This is a genomic window from Lujinxingia litoralis, assembly GCF_003260125.1.
Lineage (GTDB): Bacteria > Myxococcota_A > Bradymonadia > Bradymonadales > Bradymonadaceae > Lujinxingia > Lujinxingia litoralis.
In genome coordinates this window covers 16,672-32,969 of record NZ_QHKO01000013.1, presented here as the reverse complement: position 1 = coordinate 32,969, position 16,298 = coordinate 16,672, and the positions used below count along the sequence as shown (strand labels likewise).

At 66.6% G+C, this 16,298-nt stretch carries 12 protein-coding genes; 5 read left to right on the top strand and 7 right to left on the bottom strand.

Annotated elements, in window-relative coordinates; genetic code table 11:
• Positions 1–34: 34 nt before the first annotated feature.
• Genes DL240_RS18315 through DL240_RS18305 form a run of 3 tightly spaced genes read right to left on the bottom strand, consistent with a single transcriptional unit; the run spans position 35 to position 2,414 of the window.
• Positions 35–895 carry a J domain-containing protein gene (locus DL240_RS18315; RefSeq protein ID WP_111731352.1) on the bottom strand — a complete coding sequence of 287 codons (861 nt, stop codon included), beginning with the start codon at positions 893–895 and terminating at the stop codon, positions 35–37.
• On the bottom strand, positions 892–1,662 hold the full coding sequence (locus DL240_RS18310; protein WP_111731351.1) for a hypothetical protein: 771 nt from the start codon (positions 1,660–1,662) through the stop codon (positions 892–894). Before DL240_RS18310 ends, DL240_RS18315 begins: the two co-directional genes overlap by 4 nt.
• Positions 1,662–2,414 (bottom strand): hypothetical protein, encoded by a 753-nt coding sequence (locus DL240_RS18305; protein ID WP_146618409.1) that lies wholly within the window; start codon positions 2,412–2,414, stop codon positions 1,662–1,664. Before DL240_RS18305 ends, DL240_RS18310 begins: the two co-directional genes overlap by 1 nt.
• Before the next feature lie 160 nt (positions 2,415–2,574).
• Between DL240_RS18305 and DL240_RS20825 the strand changes: the two genes are divergently transcribed.
• The 3 genes from DL240_RS20825 to DL240_RS18290 all read left to right on the top strand — a co-directional run bounded on the left by DL240_RS20825 (position 2,575) and on the right by DL240_RS18290 (position 6,397).
• Entirely contained in the window at positions 2,575–4,155 is a 1,581-nt protein-coding gene (locus DL240_RS20825; RefSeq protein WP_158542762.1) for a serine/threonine-protein kinase, read from the top strand.
• 27 nt (positions 4,156–4,182) lie between these two features.
• Positions 4,183–4,989, top strand: coding sequence for a tetratricopeptide repeat protein (locus DL240_RS20820; RefSeq protein ID WP_111731348.1), 807 nt, complete (start codon positions 4,183–4,185; stop codon positions 4,987–4,989).
• A 427-nt stretch (positions 4,990–5,416) separates the two neighbouring features.
• Positions 5,417–6,397 carry a penicillin-insensitive murein endopeptidase gene (locus DL240_RS18290; RefSeq protein ID WP_158542759.1) on the top strand — a complete coding sequence of 327 codons (981 nt, stop codon included), beginning with the start codon at positions 5,417–5,419 and terminating at the stop codon, positions 6,395–6,397.
• Between the two features lie 15 nt (positions 6,398–6,412).
• Here DL240_RS18290 and DL240_RS18285 read toward each other — a convergent pair whose 3' ends face one another.
• From DL240_RS18285 to cls, 4 genes are all read right to left on the bottom strand, one after another.
• Entirely contained in the window at positions 6,413–7,147 is a 735-nt protein-coding gene (locus tag DL240_RS18285; RefSeq protein ID WP_146618408.1) for a DUF3015 family protein, read from the bottom strand.
• 88 nt (positions 7,148–7,235) lie between these two features.
• A complete protein-coding gene (locus DL240_RS18280; RefSeq protein ID WP_111731345.1) occupies positions 7,236–10,031 on the bottom strand; it encodes a lipoprotein N-acyltransferase Lnb domain-containing protein in 2,796 nt (931 codons plus the stop codon).
• 1 nt (position 10,032) lies between these two features.
• Complete coding sequence (locus tag DL240_RS18275) at positions 10,033–12,273, bottom strand: 3-dehydroquinate synthase family protein (RefSeq protein WP_111731344.1); 2,241 nt, start codon at positions 12,271–12,273, stop codon at positions 10,033–10,035.
• Positions 12,274–12,299: 26 nt separating this feature from the next.
• Complete coding sequence (gene cls, locus DL240_RS18270) at positions 12,300–13,844, bottom strand: cardiolipin synthase (RefSeq protein ID WP_111731343.1); 1,545 nt, start codon at positions 13,842–13,844, stop codon at positions 12,300–12,302.
• A gap of 274 nt (positions 13,845–14,118) precedes the next feature.
• Between cls and DL240_RS18265 the strand changes: the two genes are divergently transcribed.
• Both DL240_RS18265 and DL240_RS18260 read left to right on the top strand, forming a co-directional pair.
• Positions 14,119–14,583 carry a hypothetical protein gene (locus DL240_RS18265; RefSeq protein WP_111731342.1) on the top strand — a complete coding sequence of 155 codons (465 nt, stop codon included), beginning with the start codon at positions 14,119–14,121 and terminating at the stop codon, positions 14,581–14,583.
• 6 nt (positions 14,584–14,589) lie between these two features.
• On the top strand, positions 14,590–15,948 hold the full coding sequence (locus DL240_RS18260; protein ID WP_111731341.1) for a hypothetical protein: 1,359 nt from the start codon (positions 14,590–14,592) through the stop codon (positions 15,946–15,948).
• Positions 15,949–16,298 lie beyond the last annotated feature (350 nt).

Here is a 16,298-nt window from a genome sequence, read left to right as displayed (position 1 = left end):
CGGAGGGCCGGGGGGCGTGAGGGGGAAGGTAGGCTCAGGGACGCAGGGTGTAGCGCAGGTAGGGCTCACGTAGCGCCGGGTCGCCGAGCACGGCCCAGGCGTCTTCGAGGGCGTCGCGAATCTCGGCCAGGGCTTCTTCGAAGGCGTGGGCGGTCTGAAAGTCGATGTTGCGGGGGTCGAAGCGGGCGTAGAGGCGATGGAAGGCCTCGCGGATGGGCTGAGTTTCGGCGCCGCGGCGAACTTCCAGGATGGCAAAGTAATCTTCGTGTCGCACCGCTTTGAGCTTGCGGCGGATGAGCTCGGCGTCGACCGGGGCGTCCGGGTAGGAGAAGTCCCGGGTGGGGAAGATGCTCTGGCGATCGACCTGATGGGTGGGGCCGGGGTCGAGGGGCTCCAGGGTGAGGTCGCCGCTGCGAAAGACCCGGGAGGGGGGCGCGGAAGGCTCGGGGGGGGCGCTTGCGTCGGGAGCCTCGGGGGCGAAGCTCGGCTCGGCGTGCGGGGTTGAGGGCGATGGTTGCGCGCTCAGTGAGACATCAAGGGCGGCTTCGATGCGTGTGAGCAGGGCCTGCGGAGAGGTCTCGGGGGGGAGCCAGCCGACCAGGTCCAGGGTGTCGGTGGCGGCCTGGAGGCGTTCGGCGTCGGGCAGCGGGCAGACGAGCATCAGGGGCACCAGCTGGCCCAGCGGGCGGTTGCGCAGGGCGCCGGCCAGGATCTCCACGCGTTCGCCGCCCTGGTCATCGGCGATGATGATGAGATCGGCGGGCGATTCCTCAAAGCGGCGGATGCCGGCGGAGGGGAGGCGCTCGTGATCGATCTCCAGCTCGGAGAGATGGAGTTGGTGGAGGCGGTCGGCCCATTGAGAGCCGGGGCGTCCGATGATCAGCAGGCGGATCATAGGAGGGAGAGTCTCCAGGAGACCAGGGTGTGGTGGAGGAACTCGTAGTTCTGAGGTCGCTCCGGAAGGGCACTCGGGGTGGTGTCCAGGGTGTGAATCAGGCGCTGGAGTTCATCGCGAAGTGCGTGGCGCTCGGCATCGGTCAGCGGTGCGTCGGCCGCTTGCTCTACGATAGGCGTGATCGAGGTGGAGGCGCAATGATTGAGGAGGTCGGGGAGTCGGGTGCTCATCACCGCGTCGGTGTGCAGCAGTGACGCCGTGTAGAGGCGTCGCAGGCCGGCCAGCGCGGGCAGGCGATCGCCGGCGGTGATGGCGTCGAGGGTCGCGGGCAGCACGCCGCGGTAGACTTGGAGCACGCCGGTGGTGATGGCGCCCTCGGCCAGCGCCAGCAGGGAGGGGCGGGTCAGGGGGGCTTCCAGGTGCAAGGGGGCGGAGGTTGCCAGAAGTTCCAGTGCCAGCACGCTCTGGTAGAGGGCCATGCGCAGCACTTTTTCCAGATCGAAGATCACCCGCATGACGTCGCGGCCGTCGGGGGCGGCGCCTGTGAAGTGATCTTCGTAGGCGTCTTCGAAGCCGCGCAGGCCCAGGAGCGTGGAGGGCGGCAGGATGCAGAGGCCGCCCAGGCGCCAGGGGGTCGCGATCCCCTCGGCGCCGGGGCCTTCAACCCAGGAGAGCAGCGCCGGGGGCGGCGCGCTGTGCTCCCAGCTGCGGAGCGCCCCGGAGATCGGGGGTGGGGGCTGAAGGGGGGCCAGGGTGCGGAGCTTCATCAGCGTCCGGCGACGACGAGGCCCTCGCCATCGAGTGAGAAGCCTCGGGGCAGTGCTTGAGCGACGGCTTCGCGCTGATCTTCGGCGATGCTCCAGGCGGGGCGCTCTGCGAAGGCTTCGGCCAGCTTCTGGAGGATGCGCAGCGAGTCTTCCCGGGTCAGACGCGGGGTCAGCGCCTGAAGGGCCAGCTCATCTTCGTTTTGGGCGAGCAGCGCGTCGACAGCGAGAAAGCGAATGGTTTCGTTGTCGTCTTCGACAAAGCGGGCCACTTCTTCTGCCAGCGCCGGGTTGCTGAACTCGGCGGCGCGCAGCATCAGCTCCTGCTTCTTCTCGGGATTGAGCGTGTAGTCAACGCTGGTGCCCTGGAGGAGTTCCACGACCACCTGGACCATATCGTCGAGGCTGAGCAGGTCGGTGAGGACCTTGAGCGGCCAGTTGATCTTCTCCTCGACGCGCTTGAGGTAGGTGGTGATCACACCGACGACGTCGGCTTCACCGCGGCGGCCCAGGTCGACCAGGACCTCGTAGACGAATTGTTTTTCGTCGGCGTCGGTGGTGTGGTTGGGAGCGGTTTGCTCAAAGCGCGCCAGGAGCGCGCCGACGGCGTCTTCGTTGCCGATTTCGCGGAGCTGCTCAATGGCGTAGCTGCGCTCACCGGGCTGCACGTACATGTGCGAGACGGTTTTTTTGAGCTTGGTGATTTTGCGCTCTTGCGCTTTTTCTTTATCGAAGAGGAAGTCGAGAAAACCCATCGGGGCCTCCAGGGTGGTGGAGCCAGGCCAACAAAGTGACGGTGCAGCTACCACACCGCGGCTCTGTGCGACAAGGGGCGCGCTTGCCGCGAGGGGTGGTGCGGGGTTAGGGTGGTCAGGAGTGGAGAGCCCACAGGATCGAGCAGTGAGTGCGCCGGGTATGGGGCCAGAAGAACAGGTGTTTGTGGCCGGCGACGTGATCGCGGGCCGCTACCGTATTGAAGAAGAGTTGGGGCGGGGAGCCTACGGGGTGGTGTTTCGGGCCATTCAGTTGGGGATTGGTCGGGCGGTGGCGCTGAAGACGCTCTTGCCCGGCGTTGGCGAGGAAACCCAGGAGCGGCAGCGCTTTGAGCGCGAGGCCCTGTTGATCAGTCGACTCAATCATCCCAACATCATCACGCTCTTTGACTATGGCGAGCACGAAGGAGTGCGCTTTATGGTCATGGAGTACGTGGAGGGGCAGAGTCTGGGGGAGCTGATCCGGGAGCGCGGACGGTTAAGTCCGCCGGCGGCGCGGCGTATCATCGATCAGATGCTCGATGCGTTGCATGTGGCCCATGCCCGCGGCGTGGTTCACCGCGACTTAAAGCCCGAGAACATTCGCATCGTCGCGGGCGAGTCGATGGACGGTGCGGGGGTGGAGGTGGTCAAGATCCTGGATTTCGGGATTGCCAAGATCGTGCAGCCGGTGGCCGAGGTGCCCTCGTTGCTCGATCGGCTTACCGAGTCGGGCAAGGCGATGGGCACGCCCCAGTACATGAGTCCGGAGAACATCACCGGCGATCCGGTCACACATAAAGCCGATCTCTACGCGGTGGGGCTGATTCTCTACGAGATGCTGGTCGGGCAGGCGGCGTTTGCGGGCAAGACGCCCCGCGAGGTGATGGTCTCGCATGTGCGCGACGACGCTCCGGTGTTGCCCGATGAGGAAGGGTTTGCCGCGTTTGGTCGGGCGATGGCCGCGGCGTTGATCAAGCAGCCCGATGATCGGGTGGCTTCGGCGCGCGCGATGCGAGTGATTCTGGAGGAGGACGGCGCGGGGCGTGCGACGGGGGGGGGGCCGGTGATGGTGCCCGAGACGTCTTCGATGACGCGGGCGCTGGTTGCGGTGGCGCTGGCGGTGGCTGTGGTCGTGGTGTTGATGGCGCTGGTGGTGCTGGGGGGCGGGCTGGGGCCGGGCGAAGAGTCGCCGGCGTCTCGGGAGCTTGCTGTGCCAGCGCCGGGCGAGGAGGTTGCCGTGGCAGCTCCCGACGAGGATTTGGAGCCGCGGCCCCGGGCTTCGGAGTTGGTGTTTGTCGAAAGCGTGGAAGAGGCCGCGGGGGCCGAAGAGGCGTCTGAGGCCGTGAGGCCGGAGCTCCCGGCGGAGCCCCGTCGCGAGCAGGAGGAGCCGGCGGGGCTGGAGGCTGAGCCGCCGGTAGCGGTCGGGGCGTCGTCGAAGGCACAGGAGGCCCCGGTTGCTCCCGACGACTACCACGGTGCCGGCCGCGCCCGGCTGGCCCGGCCAGCAGCGGTCGAGGTTGCGATGCAGGTGAACTCGGTGCCGCCGGGAGCCCGGGTGTCTGCCGATGGCCAGCCGCTGGGCACCACGCCCTTGCGCTGGAATGTGTCCGGGCAGGAGACGCCGGTGCGATTGAAGTTTTCGATGATCGGCTATCGCGATACCGAGGTTGAGGTACAGCCCGGGGCCGAGGACGAGGTGTCGGTGCGGATGCAGCGTGCTCGCCTGAAACTCGTGGAGTAAAGGAGTGCCGTGAGAACGAGGATCTCCATGAGAGCTCGCCGGGGGATGGTGGCCGCGCTGCTGACGGTGACGCTGGCGGCGTCACCGGCCCAGGCGCAGGCTTCGGGGGGCGACCCGCACGATGCCGCCCAACGGGCGGAAGTGCATTATCAGATGGCGATGCGTCTCTTTAATCAGGGTCGCTACCGCGAAGCGGTGGAGGAGTTTGATCAGGCGTTGGTCTTGCTCGACGATCCGATCTTCTGGTGCAATCGCGCGGTGCCGCTGATGAAGCTCGATGAGATGGATGCCGCGCGCGAGAGCCTCGCCAGCTGTCGCGACGGGTTGCCCGCGGGCAGCGAGGATCGGGCGCAGGTCGACGCGCAGCTCGCGGCGCTCACCGTGGCGGTGCGTCAGGTGCGTGCGCGGGCCCGGGAGCTGGCGAGCTGGGAGAAGATGCCCCTGCCGGTGGTCGCGCCGAGGGTGGAAGAGGTTGAGGGGATGTCGGGCCGCAGTGTGGCCGGCTGGTCGGTGGCCGGCGCCGGAGTGGCGCTGGTGGGGGCGGCCTGGATCATTGACCTGCGCAGCGCGGGGGTGGTGGAGACGTTTCAGCAGGCCAGCGCGCAGGGGGGGAGTCGTGAGCGCTACGACGCGCTGCGCAGTGAGGTGGCGTTGCGTCAGCGAGTGGTCTGGTCGCTGGCCGGCGTGGGCGCCGCGGCGGCGCTGGTGGGAACGGGGCTGCTTACCTGGGATGTGCTCGCGGACGACGCGGAGCCGGGGTCGGGCGTACGTCTGGCGGTGGAGCCGGTGGGAGGTGCGGGCGTTGTGGGGGTGGGGGTGCGCTTGTCTCGCTGAGGCGAGTGCCCAGTTTTGGGAGTACACGACTTGAGAAACAACAGGGGGGGCTGGCTCGCCATCAGGCGCCTCAGCCGATCGCCGTCGCCTGGGCATCGGCTGGCGAGCGTGTGTGCTCTGTTGCAAAATGTTGACCGAGTGGTTGAGTGTCTGTAAGCTCGCGCGCCGGAAGGATTATTCTGACCAATGATTGATGCCTGGACTCTCCCGGACTGACGTGCCAGGGGAGTCGCCGATGCGGTGGAAGAAGTCCTGCGTGGGCCCTTTTGGTCAAGGGCTGCGCAGCGAGCGCTGGAGTCGGTGAGCGTGCGCCGTGCTGTCGGGGGGCCGGGCAACACCCATGGGATGAACTATGAGCTCGAACACGACCCATCTGAATTTCAGGCCGTGGAAGATGTGCAGGACGCTGTTGTGTGCGGGGATCGGAGTGTTGCTGCTCTTCAGTGCGGCTCCCGCGGCGGCCCAGGGGCAGGCCGGTGTGTCGGCCATGCTACGAGGAGCGATGCTGGGGATTGGCCCCGCGCCGGTGGCGAGCATGATCGCGCCACAGGGAGAGGAGTGGCTCGAAGACGAGCAGGTCAAGGAGTGGCTCTGGCCCTCGCCCCAGGCGCGCTCCTGGCCTTTGGATGAGGAGGGGCGTCCAGTCGTGGAGACTCGCCGCCGGGAGGTCTTCTGGCACGAGGTGGGACCCCGCGATACGGTCCATCGCCTGCGTTCCATGTACCGGGTTTCCACCAGCAGGTTGCGCGAGCTGAATCCCGAGATCGACTTCCGCGAGCTGGTGCCTGGCACTGAGGTCAAGATCTGGGAGTTGGATGAGGAGAGCTGGCCGCGAAGCGTCGGCCGCAGCAACACCGGGCGTCTGATGAATGGTGAGCCCATGCCTCCCGGAGAGCACTACATCTTGCTCTATCCGCACCGGGCATTTGGGACGCACTACGCGGTCAGCGAGACGGTGCGCGTGCTCGACGCCTATTATCGGACCTTCGCCGGGGCGCCGCCTGTGATCGTGGGGGATATGAGTTTTCGTACCGGTCGCAAGATGAGCCCGCATCGCTCCCATCGAAGCGGTCGCGACGTCGATGTGACCCTTCCACGGCTGGTCGAGCCGCCGAACTACAACCGCTTTCACCACATTCGTCGGGCTCACCTCGACACCGAGCGTGCCCTGTGGATGATTCTTACCTTTCTGGAGGGGGGGCAGGTCGAGCACATCTTCTTAGACTGGTATCACCAGCGTGCGCTCTACCGTCTGGCACGGGAGCAGGGGGCGCCCGAGGAGTGGCTACGCGAGGTCTTTCAGTATCCCCGCCGCGGCGGCTCCGGCATCGTGCGTCACGAGCCCGGGCATCGCAAGCACCTGCATGTGCGCTATCGCTGTCAGCCAAGCGATCGCTGGTGCGGCTGAAGTGATGAACTCGGGTCAGTCGCCGTAGGCCTGCGCGATGATCGCGCGGGCCAGGTCGTGATCTTCACCCAGTGCGCGGGCCAGGTCGCTTAAGAAGGCACGGGTGTGCTCGGCATCCACGGAGCGCGGTTCTTCGAGGTGGGCCACCAGATCGTGGCGAGCCTGGCGGGTGACTTCGGCAAACCTTGGGTAGGCGTGGGTGGGGACGCCGCAGAGGTGTGCCAGATCTTCGAGGGCCTCGCCGGCCCCGCGCTGGATGTGGTGGCGCACGGCCAGGGCGTTGTTGCGCAGGTAAAGTTCGGCGCTGAGTTCATTGACCGCGAAGATGGTCAGGAGCACCGAGCCCACCGTGGAGGCGGTTACGGTGCCCAGCGCGCTGGTGGCGATGATCACATCGGAGGCGTCGGTGGCGTCTTCGTCGGGTGGGACGGGCTCTGTGGCGTCGCGATTCGAAGAGCCCGAACTTCCTTCGGAGGCTTCTGTGGCGTTGGTGGAACCGCCGGAGGTGCCCTCGCTGGCCGCCGAGGAGTTGGCGCTGGCCTCGGACGATGCGCCCGAGCCGGCAGACGAGCCCTGGGAGCCTTCGGAGCTGTTCCCTGAGTTGGTGGCCATGCCCCGGGCGCTGCTCGCCGAGAGTGGATGCGGGCCATTGCCTACGCCACTGGACGTGGAGTGCGCCCGGGCGGGCATCGCGGCGCTGGCAACGAGTGCCGCGCCTAAAAGCGCTGCCAGGTAGGGTGAAACAGCCATGTTCTTCCTCATCACGGGAGTCTCCGTTGGGAGACAGGGGCTGTAGTCTGGCAGAGGTAGGGCAGAGGCGCAACGATTGCGGCAGGTGTTAAAGCGCGTCTTTGACGAGCTCCAGGCGCAGGCCGGCTGCCGTGGCGGTATAGGATTGCCCGAGGTCCGATCCCATGGAGGTATGCTCCAGGCTCAGGTAGGGGCGCAGCAGGAGCGCGTGCGGGGCGAAGGGGAGGGTGAGGTCGATGTCCAGGGTCGCGCGCAGGTTACGCTCGGAGGTCAGGGGCAGCAGGTTGAGAAATTCCGCGTGCCGGACCCGAAGACTGAGCGCGTTAGCGTAGTACCCTCCCAGATGTTGACGGGCCATCAGGTAGACTTGCGGGCCGACGAGCCCGCTGGTTTCGGTGAGGCCAACGTTGACATCGGCAGCCGGCCCCAGCCCCAGCGCCAGCAGAGACGTCCCCGATTCGCTTCGAGCGATGGGCCAGACCAGGCCAAAGAAGCCATGCGCGCGCAGCGGAAGTTCTCCGGCGATATGGCGCGCGTCGAGCTCCAGTGCCCAACCAAAGCGGTCGGTAAAGCTGCGGCGAGAGCCGGCCCGCGGGGTGGCGAGGCTGATGTAGCGGAAGAGGGTGAGTTCGAGGTCGAGTCTGGCGAAGAACTCCTGAGAGAGAGGGGCGCGAGCCTGCAATCCCAGGGCAACGGCCTCGACTTCGGGGCGGTGCCCGTGAAGGCGATGCTCCCCCAGTCGGTCGTTGAGGAGGGCCACATCCAGGTGGGCGCGCAACGCGCTCTGTGGGGGGAGCGCTCGCGGATCAAGGCTCAACCCCAACCCCCACCGCCCGGCATTGGAGGTGCGTAAGGAGCGCTGGCTGCGAGCGAGTTGGACGGAGCGAAAACGATCTTCACGAGCGCGAAGGGCCTGGCGAGGTTGGTAGTGTTCGCGTGCCACCATCCAGTCGATAAGCTCCCCCTGTGTGTGGGTGGCCGCACGGTGTGCAGCCACCAGCGCGTCTCTCCATTCGCGCGCCCGCAGCTCCGAGCGGGAGGGCTCGGCGCGCGGTGCCCGCAGCAGATGTTCGTGGACTGCACTCAGAAACTCGTTGCGCTGGCGAGCCCGCAGGGCGGCGCGTTCGTGGCGGTAGAGATCGCGGCGAAGCTCAAGAATCTCAGAAGCGCTAAAGCGCAGCGGTTGAAGTTTGGCGCGTTCTTCAAACTCCAGGAGGGTTGTTTCCACCAGCTGCAGTTCGGCGGTCTCCAGGGCGATGAAGGCGTCGAAAAGCGCCGACGCCGAGGTGCTCAGGGCAGGGTCGGCATGAACGGCGCTTTGCAGCTGGGGCAGCAGCTCACCGTAGTAGCGGGCGCGTTCGGCAGGGGGCGCGCGGCGGAGGGTCTCCACCAGGGGACCGAGTTCTTCCGGGGCGCTCTCGTTCAACGTGAACGTCGACTGCAACCCGGCCAGGGTCTCACTGGCCTGGATGGCGCGTTCCTCGGCGCTTAACACGTCGGCATCGGGTTTGCGCAGGAGCGGGCCCCCATCGTCGGCTGGAATGCCGGCCAGCATGTCGAGCACCTCGGTGGGCATCGCAATGATCTTGCCAGGCAGCGGTTCCTCGCGTTCCAGCGCGGGAGCGATTAAGTCGAGCAAAAAAGACGCGCAGTTATGCGTGGTGAAGAAGTAGGGATAGGCAAAACGGCGCTCCACCTCCCAGATGCGCTCCAGCAGGTAGCGTTTTTGTTCCGGGGCTAACGCCAGGCGAAAGCGGCGTAGCGTGCGCTGCTCCAGTTGCAGGTAGGTGCGATCGATGCCCCGGAACGTGGAGAGATCAAAGACCGCCAGAAACCCACCGGCCATCCCTTCGACGACAAAACGCAGCGGATGAATGTCGGAATCGGTTACCGCGCCAAACTGATAGACGTATTCAAAGCCTGTGCTGCGAAAGAGTTCGGCGGAGCGGTGTCTCACGTGGATCAGCAGGTGCCCGAAGAGTGACTGCGGCCGGTCGGTCCGCTCGGCGGCGAAGAGCACATCGATGCTGTCGAGGTTGTCGAGATCGGCCCAGCGTTCAAAGGCCGGGCAGTGGTAGCTGCCGGGATCGTTTTCGCGGGAGGTGCCCCGGCGCCACTGCGGGTCGAGGTCGTCGAAGAAGCCGCTTAAGATGCGTCGGCGGGTGAACTCCTGGCAGCTGAAGGTCAGATCGGGGGAGTAGGTCTCGCTGGCGAGGGTGGAGTCGGCGGCGATGAGATCTTCTTCACGAAAGAAAAAGGCCTCAGCGCTGGTCACCAGGTCGAGGTGGGCTGAGCTGGTGCCCTGCGGGCGTAAGAAGCCGTGGAGATCGCGATTTTTGGGGCGCGCGCCGGAGTTGTCCCAGCCGTTGATGGAGCGCCAGCGGTAGGTCTGGCTCAGGTGCTCCTGGTGGTCCAGGCGCGCGACGAGCGCGTGGGCCAGCGCGCGCTGGCGCCAGAGCTGTCCCTGGGCCTGCGGGGGGAGCGCCCGCTGGCGGGCCAGGGGACCTTCTGGAGCCATCAGAATCAGGTCGTAGATGTAGAAGGTCTGGCCGTCGTCGGAGAAGGTGGGGCAGGCGCTGGTGTAGCGTCCGATGCCGAAGAGGCAGGGGCGGCGTCGGCGCTCCAAGAAGAGCGGCGCTTCGGCGTCGGGATGCAGCAGGTCGGGAAGTTGGTCGGCGGCGCGGGCCAGTTCTTCGAGTTCTTCGGGCTGCCAGGGGCCGGGACGGGCGATGATATGAAACTCCGCCAGCGAGCGGGCTGCCGGGGATTCCACAAAAGCCGGCTGGGAAGGCGGCGGGGAAGCGGTGCTCGCGCACGCACTCAGACCGGCCGTAAGCGTCAGAGCGGTGAGCAGAAAAAGAACCTGGCGAGCGGGCGAAGGCATATCAGAGCATCGTATCAAGAGCGAAGGAAGCCGAGGTGATGATGCCCGTTCGCCGCGCTTGACGCCAGAGGTCGGGGTAGGACTTGGTCACGCACCCGGCCTGGTTGAGGCGCACGGGGCGCTCGCCAGTGAGGGCGAGCGCGCACATGGCCAGGCGATGATCCCCGTGGGTTTCAAAGCACGCGTCGGCGTCGACCGCTTGAACTTCGGCGGGCACGTCGAACCCCTCCGGGGTGGGGTGAATGTCAATGCCCAGGGCCCGCAGGCTGTCGGCCAGGGCGTCGATGCGGTTGCTCTCTTTGTGGCGCAAGTGGCCGGCGCCCTGGATGCGCACACCGACCGGGAGGCGCGCGGCCAAAGCGGCCAACACCGGCGCGAGATCCGGGGCGTTGGTCAGATCGACCTCGAGGATGGTCCCCGGGGTGCTGCGGGTGAGCCTGCGGGCCAGCTCCTCAAAGCAGGCGTCGGGGTGGTCGTCGGCGGCGGGTTCCGGGGGGGCGATATCGCCCGGCAGATGATGGAGGGCCAGCCAGACCACCGCGGCACTGGCGTCGCGGGGAAGGTCCAGGCGCAGCGCCTCACAGAGCGTGGGGCCCGGGGAAAAGCGATGTTCGGTGGCGCTGAGGACCTCGACCTGCACGCCGGCCTGGCGCAGACAGCTAAGAGTCAGCTCGAAGTAGGTTTGACTGGGCCAGGGTTTTTCGCCGGTGCGCTCAAGCACAAAGCTGTGGCCGGAGGCGGCCAACAACGCCAGCGCCGAGGCGTACTGGGAGGAGGGAGCGGCCGCCACGCGCAGGCGCTCCGGTGGCGTCGTCCACCCGCGGATATCGTAGCCGTCGTCGGTGGCCTCGATGTGCGCGCCGGCTGTGACCAGCGCGTCGATCAGGGGTTGATGGGGCCGGGCCTGGAGCGAGGGCGCAAAGCGCAGGCGGGTCGGAGCCGGCCGGGCGGCGGCCGCCGCCAGGGCAAAGCGCCCGCCGGTGGCGCCTTCGCCCAGGTAGAGCTCCAACTCCGCGTGGGAGGGCTGACCCAGGGCATGCAGAGCGCGGGCGGTGAGGCGAACATCATCGGGCGGGGTGTCATTTTCGCTGGCGAGCGTGACCGCTCCCGGGCGTAGGGCCGCGATCACCGCCAGGCGCTGCGCACGGGATTTGTCGACCGGAAGTCGGGGGGAATGCCCGCTGGCGGGGCCGCGTCGCAGGGTGAGTTCGCGGCCTCGCCACAGGTCGTGAGCCTGGAGCAGGGCTTCCCACCAGTCGTCAGCACTCCAGTCGGTGGTGAGCTGCGGTTGGCCCGGGCCCCGCAGTCCGATGGAGATGAGCTGGCCGTGGCGGCGTTTTTTGTCGGCTTTCAGGCGCGCGACGAAGGCCTGGCGCTCGGCATCGCTCGGAGGGAAGGGCAGGGGGCATAGGAGCGGGTCGAGATGGGAGAGCAGCCGGTGGGCCTGGGCGCGCTCCAGCCCCATGTCACGAAGGCTCAGAAGTGCGCAGGCTGCCATCCCCCAGGCCACCGCGCGTCCGTGCGGCAGGCCGTAGAGCCCCTCCAGCCCGTGTCCGGCGGTGTGCCCCAGGTTCAAGAAGGTTCGAATGCCCCGTTGTTCACGTGGATCTTCGGCAACGATGCGGAGTTTGAGGGCGACGGCCTGCTCAATGACCTCATCCAACGGGCGGGCGCAGACGTCGACCGCTGCGGTGAGGATGGCGTGGCGCTCGTCGTCGCGGTCAAAATGGGCCAGCGCGGGCGCCCCGTCGAGCCAGAGTGCTTTGAGGGCCTCCACCAGCCCGGCCTCTCGTTGATCCAGGGGGAGCGACGCCAGGAGCTCGCGGCAGATCACCACGCGGCGAGCGGGGTAGAAGGTGCCCAGCTGATTCTTTTTGCCGCCGAGGTTCAGCGCGGTCTTGCCGCCGTGCGCCGAGTCCACCATCGCCAGGAGGGTTGAGGGAACGTGCCAGAGGTCGACGCCTCGCCAGAGAATGCTGGCCAGAAAGCCCACCGCGTCGCCCAGCGACCCGCCGCCTACGCCCACCAGCACCATCGGGCGTGTGGAACGCCTGGCGAGCACCTCTTCGGCGAGTTCACCCAGGCGCGCGAGTGTTTTGAGGGATTCGCCGCACTCGACGATGATCGGGTCGGGGAGCGTCGAGAGGATGGGCTCCGGGAGGTTGGCATCGGCGACGACGACCGCGTCGGCGGGCAGCGCGAGGTCGCGCAGGCGCGGCAAAACATCAAGGGTTGGCAGCATTGCAGTGGGACCTGGAATCGGGTGCGTCAGAGAAGGGGGCTGAGCAGGCGCGCAACCCCCTCAAGGAGGCGGGTGCGGTAGTGGCGAGCGCGGTGCCCGGCCAGCTGAATCTCGGTCGAGCGGGCCTGAGTTTCAAGGAAAAGTCGGCACATCTGCCGGTTGAGTGGGTGGCTCTCCAGGACGCAATTGGTCTCGAAGTTCAGCCGGAAACTGCGAATGTCCATATTCGCGCTTCCCATAAAGACGTGGTCGCGATCGTGGACGATGAGTTTGGCGTGTAACACCTGATCGCGGTACTCAAAGATGCGTATCCCGACCTCCAGAAGCCCCTCCCAGTAGGAGCGACCGGCATGCTGGGTGACCGGCACGTCGCTCTGCTGGGGGACGATGATGCGCACGTCGACGCCGCGCATCGCCGCGGTCTGCAGGGCGGTCATAATGGCGCTGTCGGGCACAAAGTAGGGGGTGACCAGGTAAAAGCGTTCGCTGGCCGAGGTGATCGCCAAAAAGAACATCTTGTGGATGGTGTTCAGGGTGTCGTCGGGCCCGCTGGAGACCACGCGGGCGATGGCCGGAAGATCGCGCACGGCGTCGCTCGCATCCTCCTGGGAGGTCTCATCGTCGGGGGAATCGTATTCCGAGAGACCGCTGAAATAGCGCTCGTCGGCCAGGTCTTCGCCGGTCGCGAAGTGCCAGTCCTCGGCAAAGACCTCCTGGAGTTGGTAGACCACCGGGCCCTTGAGCTCAACGGCCATATCAAACCACTCCAGGTAGTCGTCGGCGATGTTGACCCCGCCGGTAAACCCCACGCGGGAGTCGACGATGAGGAGCTTGCGGTGGTTTCGGAAGTTTACCCGCAGGCGACGCTCCAGGAGGCGCACCGGAAGAAAGGAGGCGACCCGGGCCCCGGCGTCGATCAGGGGCTTCAGAAAGGCGCGGCGAATGCCCTTGCTGCCGATCGCATCGTAGAGCACGCGCACCTCCACGCCGGCGCGCGCCCGCTCGGCCAAAAGATCGCGAAAGCGCCGGCCGGTGGCATCGTCGCGCCAGATGAAGAACTCGAAGTGGATGTGGTGGTGAGCCTCCCGAATGGCCTCCTCAAAGACGTCGAATGCGCGTGGGCCCGAGTTCAGGGGGGTGGCCCGGTTGTGGCGCGTGGGCGGGAAGATGCCGTGTTCATCGTGCAGGATCAGGTTGCGGGCCTGAGAGAGCGCCGAGAGCGGGCTCAGTGGGTTTTCGGTGGCGTCGGGCACCTCGGAGGCCGCCGGCTCGCGGGGCTGGGCCAGATTCACAAAGGAGCGGGAGATGCGGGCCTGGGCCCGGGAGCGCCTTCGCTTGCGTCGTCGCAGGTGGTTGCGGCCGATGAGCCACCACAGCGCCACGCCGATAAAGGGAACCGCCAGCAGCGTCAGAATCCAGGCCAGCGCGGCCATCGGACGGGTGCCCCGTTGCAGGAGCACTGTGGGTATGAACGCGATGCCCAACACGCGGCCACTCCAGGACAGGGTGGTCCACCAGGTCCACTCCCACTGCCAGGTGGCAGGATCGAAGCCGGGGAAAAACTCGAACATTCCGTCGCCGGGGCCGGTCGGGGGATGATGGGCGCGCCAACACGCGCATGCGTCCAGGGTTGTGACATGCTGAGCACCGGCGCGCAACGCAGCTGATGCGCCGGCAGTCCCAACTCCCGGACTCCCTGGCTGCGGTTGCCGCCCGGGCGGCCGGCGCGGTAGGTTTGTGGTGTCGGGTTACGATCAGGTACGTCGCTGGCAGTGCACGTGCCGGGTTGCGGCCCCTTTCTGGCGTGTCCGTCGATTCGACATCTTCCTTCCTGGCGAGGTCTGTATGTCAAAAGCTGGATATCACGACCGCACCAACGCTCCGATTCAATGCCCGCTTAAAAAGAGTGTGATCGCCTGGGCCCGCTGCAAAGAGTATCGCGGCGATTACAAGTGCCTGTGCAAAGAAGCCCGCGACCGGCTGCGTCTCAAAGGCGAGGGGCGAGAGGCGTTTGAAGAGAAGTTGCGCGAGATTCGTCAACCGATACCCGAGGAGCCCCAGGGCTGGAAGGTGGAGCGTCAGACGCGGTTTTATCTGATTCACGACGAAGCCGGGGCTCTGGTACACCGGGCGACCAACCAGGCGGAGTGCGCGCATTTTCTGCAACTGGCCGCGCGCGCTCGGGCGCTGGAAGAAGAAAACGAGAAGTTGTGGGCGCTGCTCGAAGACGAGCTTCTGGGCCAGGACAACCCCTGGGACCAGGTCGATGAGATGTTGATCGAAGAATCGGTCGCCGATGAAGAGGAGTAAGGCAGTATGAAAAAGGTAGCATGGCGAAACAATCTGGCTTGGTTTGGCGGCGCCGGGGTGGGAATGGGGGCCTGTGTGGCCGCGGTCATGGCGCTGAGCGCGGGCACCGGCTGTGAGATGGCGCAGGCCAACTGTGGCGACGTCGAAAGCGACTACGAACAGGCCGTGCAGGCTGAATCGGGACTGGGGGAACTCGATGTGCATGGCGAGCCCCAGCTGGCGATGGCCCTGCGCATGGACATGGTCAATGGCCTGGCCAACAAGGTGCTCTCCACGGTGCTCAGTGAGACGCTGGACTTTGAAGGGACTCTTCCGGTCAGCGGCACCCAGGGCGTGAGCTTTAATGTGGCGCGCCCCAGCTTGCAGGTGGAGTTGGAGGCCTCCTCGGCCTGTGACACCTGTGTGCGCATGAAGGGGGATTGGGGCGGTGATTTCGGTGTGACGATTCCGGTACTGGGGCGTCAATCCAGTCCCCTGAGCGGAAGCGTGGACTGGACCGTGCCCCTGAGCGTGGAGCGCGACGCCAATGGCGAGGTCGCCATCTTCTTCGACTCGCCGGCGGCGGTGCGCATGGGGGCACCGCGCATCACCGGCTCGATTGAGTCCTTGCCCTCGACCTGGTCGCGTACCCTGGAGCCGGCGTTGATGCGGCTGGTGCAGGAACGCCTGGCCGATGAGGTTCCGAAGGTGCGCATCGCCGGCTACGCCATGCCCAACTTCGGGGTGGCCGGGCTGGAATTTGCCCCCACTCTCTTTAAGCTCGACAACCGCTCCAATGCGCTGATCCTCGGCGTGCGCACCAACCTCGATGCGCCCGGCTCCGATGTCGCCAAGCTGAGCTCGGCGCTGAGCCTGAGCGAGGGGCAAAACGTGGCGCTGGGCGTGCAGCCCGGCCTGATTGTCGAGAGCGTGCGCCTGGCCATGCGCGAAGAGAAGATCGCCCGGCGCTACAGCCTCACCGGTGACGAGCGCAGCGACGGCCCCACTTATGCGGTGGTGGATAGCCTGCAGGTGGGCAGCGCCTCGGAAAGCGCGGTGCCGCTGGGGCTGGACTTCCGCCTCTTTAACCACGGGGCGGGCTGGGGTTGCTTCTCGATGGACGGGCGGGCTGTCTCGGCGCTGAAGGTCGAAGATGGCCAGGTGTCTCTCGACCTGGAAAAGGTCGAATTCACCGGCTCTCGCCTGGCCGATGCGGCCAACTGGGGTGCCTCCCAGTTTGTGACCCGCACGCAGGGGCTCTTGACCGCGGCGCTCAACGACGAGGTGGTCGTGGGCTCCGAGATGGGCGTGAGCGTGCGCAGTAATCAGGTCGGTGCCGGCGCCGGCATGCTGGTGCTTAAGGGGCAGGGAAGCACCGCCGAATGAGCCATTAAAAGGGGGGGGGCTGGCGCGCCAGCCCCCTCTCCTTGGCCTGGCACGAACACGAATCAGGGGAGAAGCGGGGCGTCCGGGGCATGGCCACAGAGTCGACCGGCGCACATGCCGGCGCTGACGCTCTATAAGGGGGCCTTGCCTGCGGGGGCGCCACGTCTTTGGGCGATGGCGAACTCCCCTGATGAGATCAGATTTAACCGGGGAGGCCGGGGTTTTGATGGGATGAGGCGATGAAGTGAGGGCGGGGCTTGCCGGGTGAAAAACCCTGTGCTAAGGGGGGCTCCAAATCTGCACGCCTTCGGACGAAGGTCCCAGGTGCTTCGGCGCGCGAGGTCGCGTTT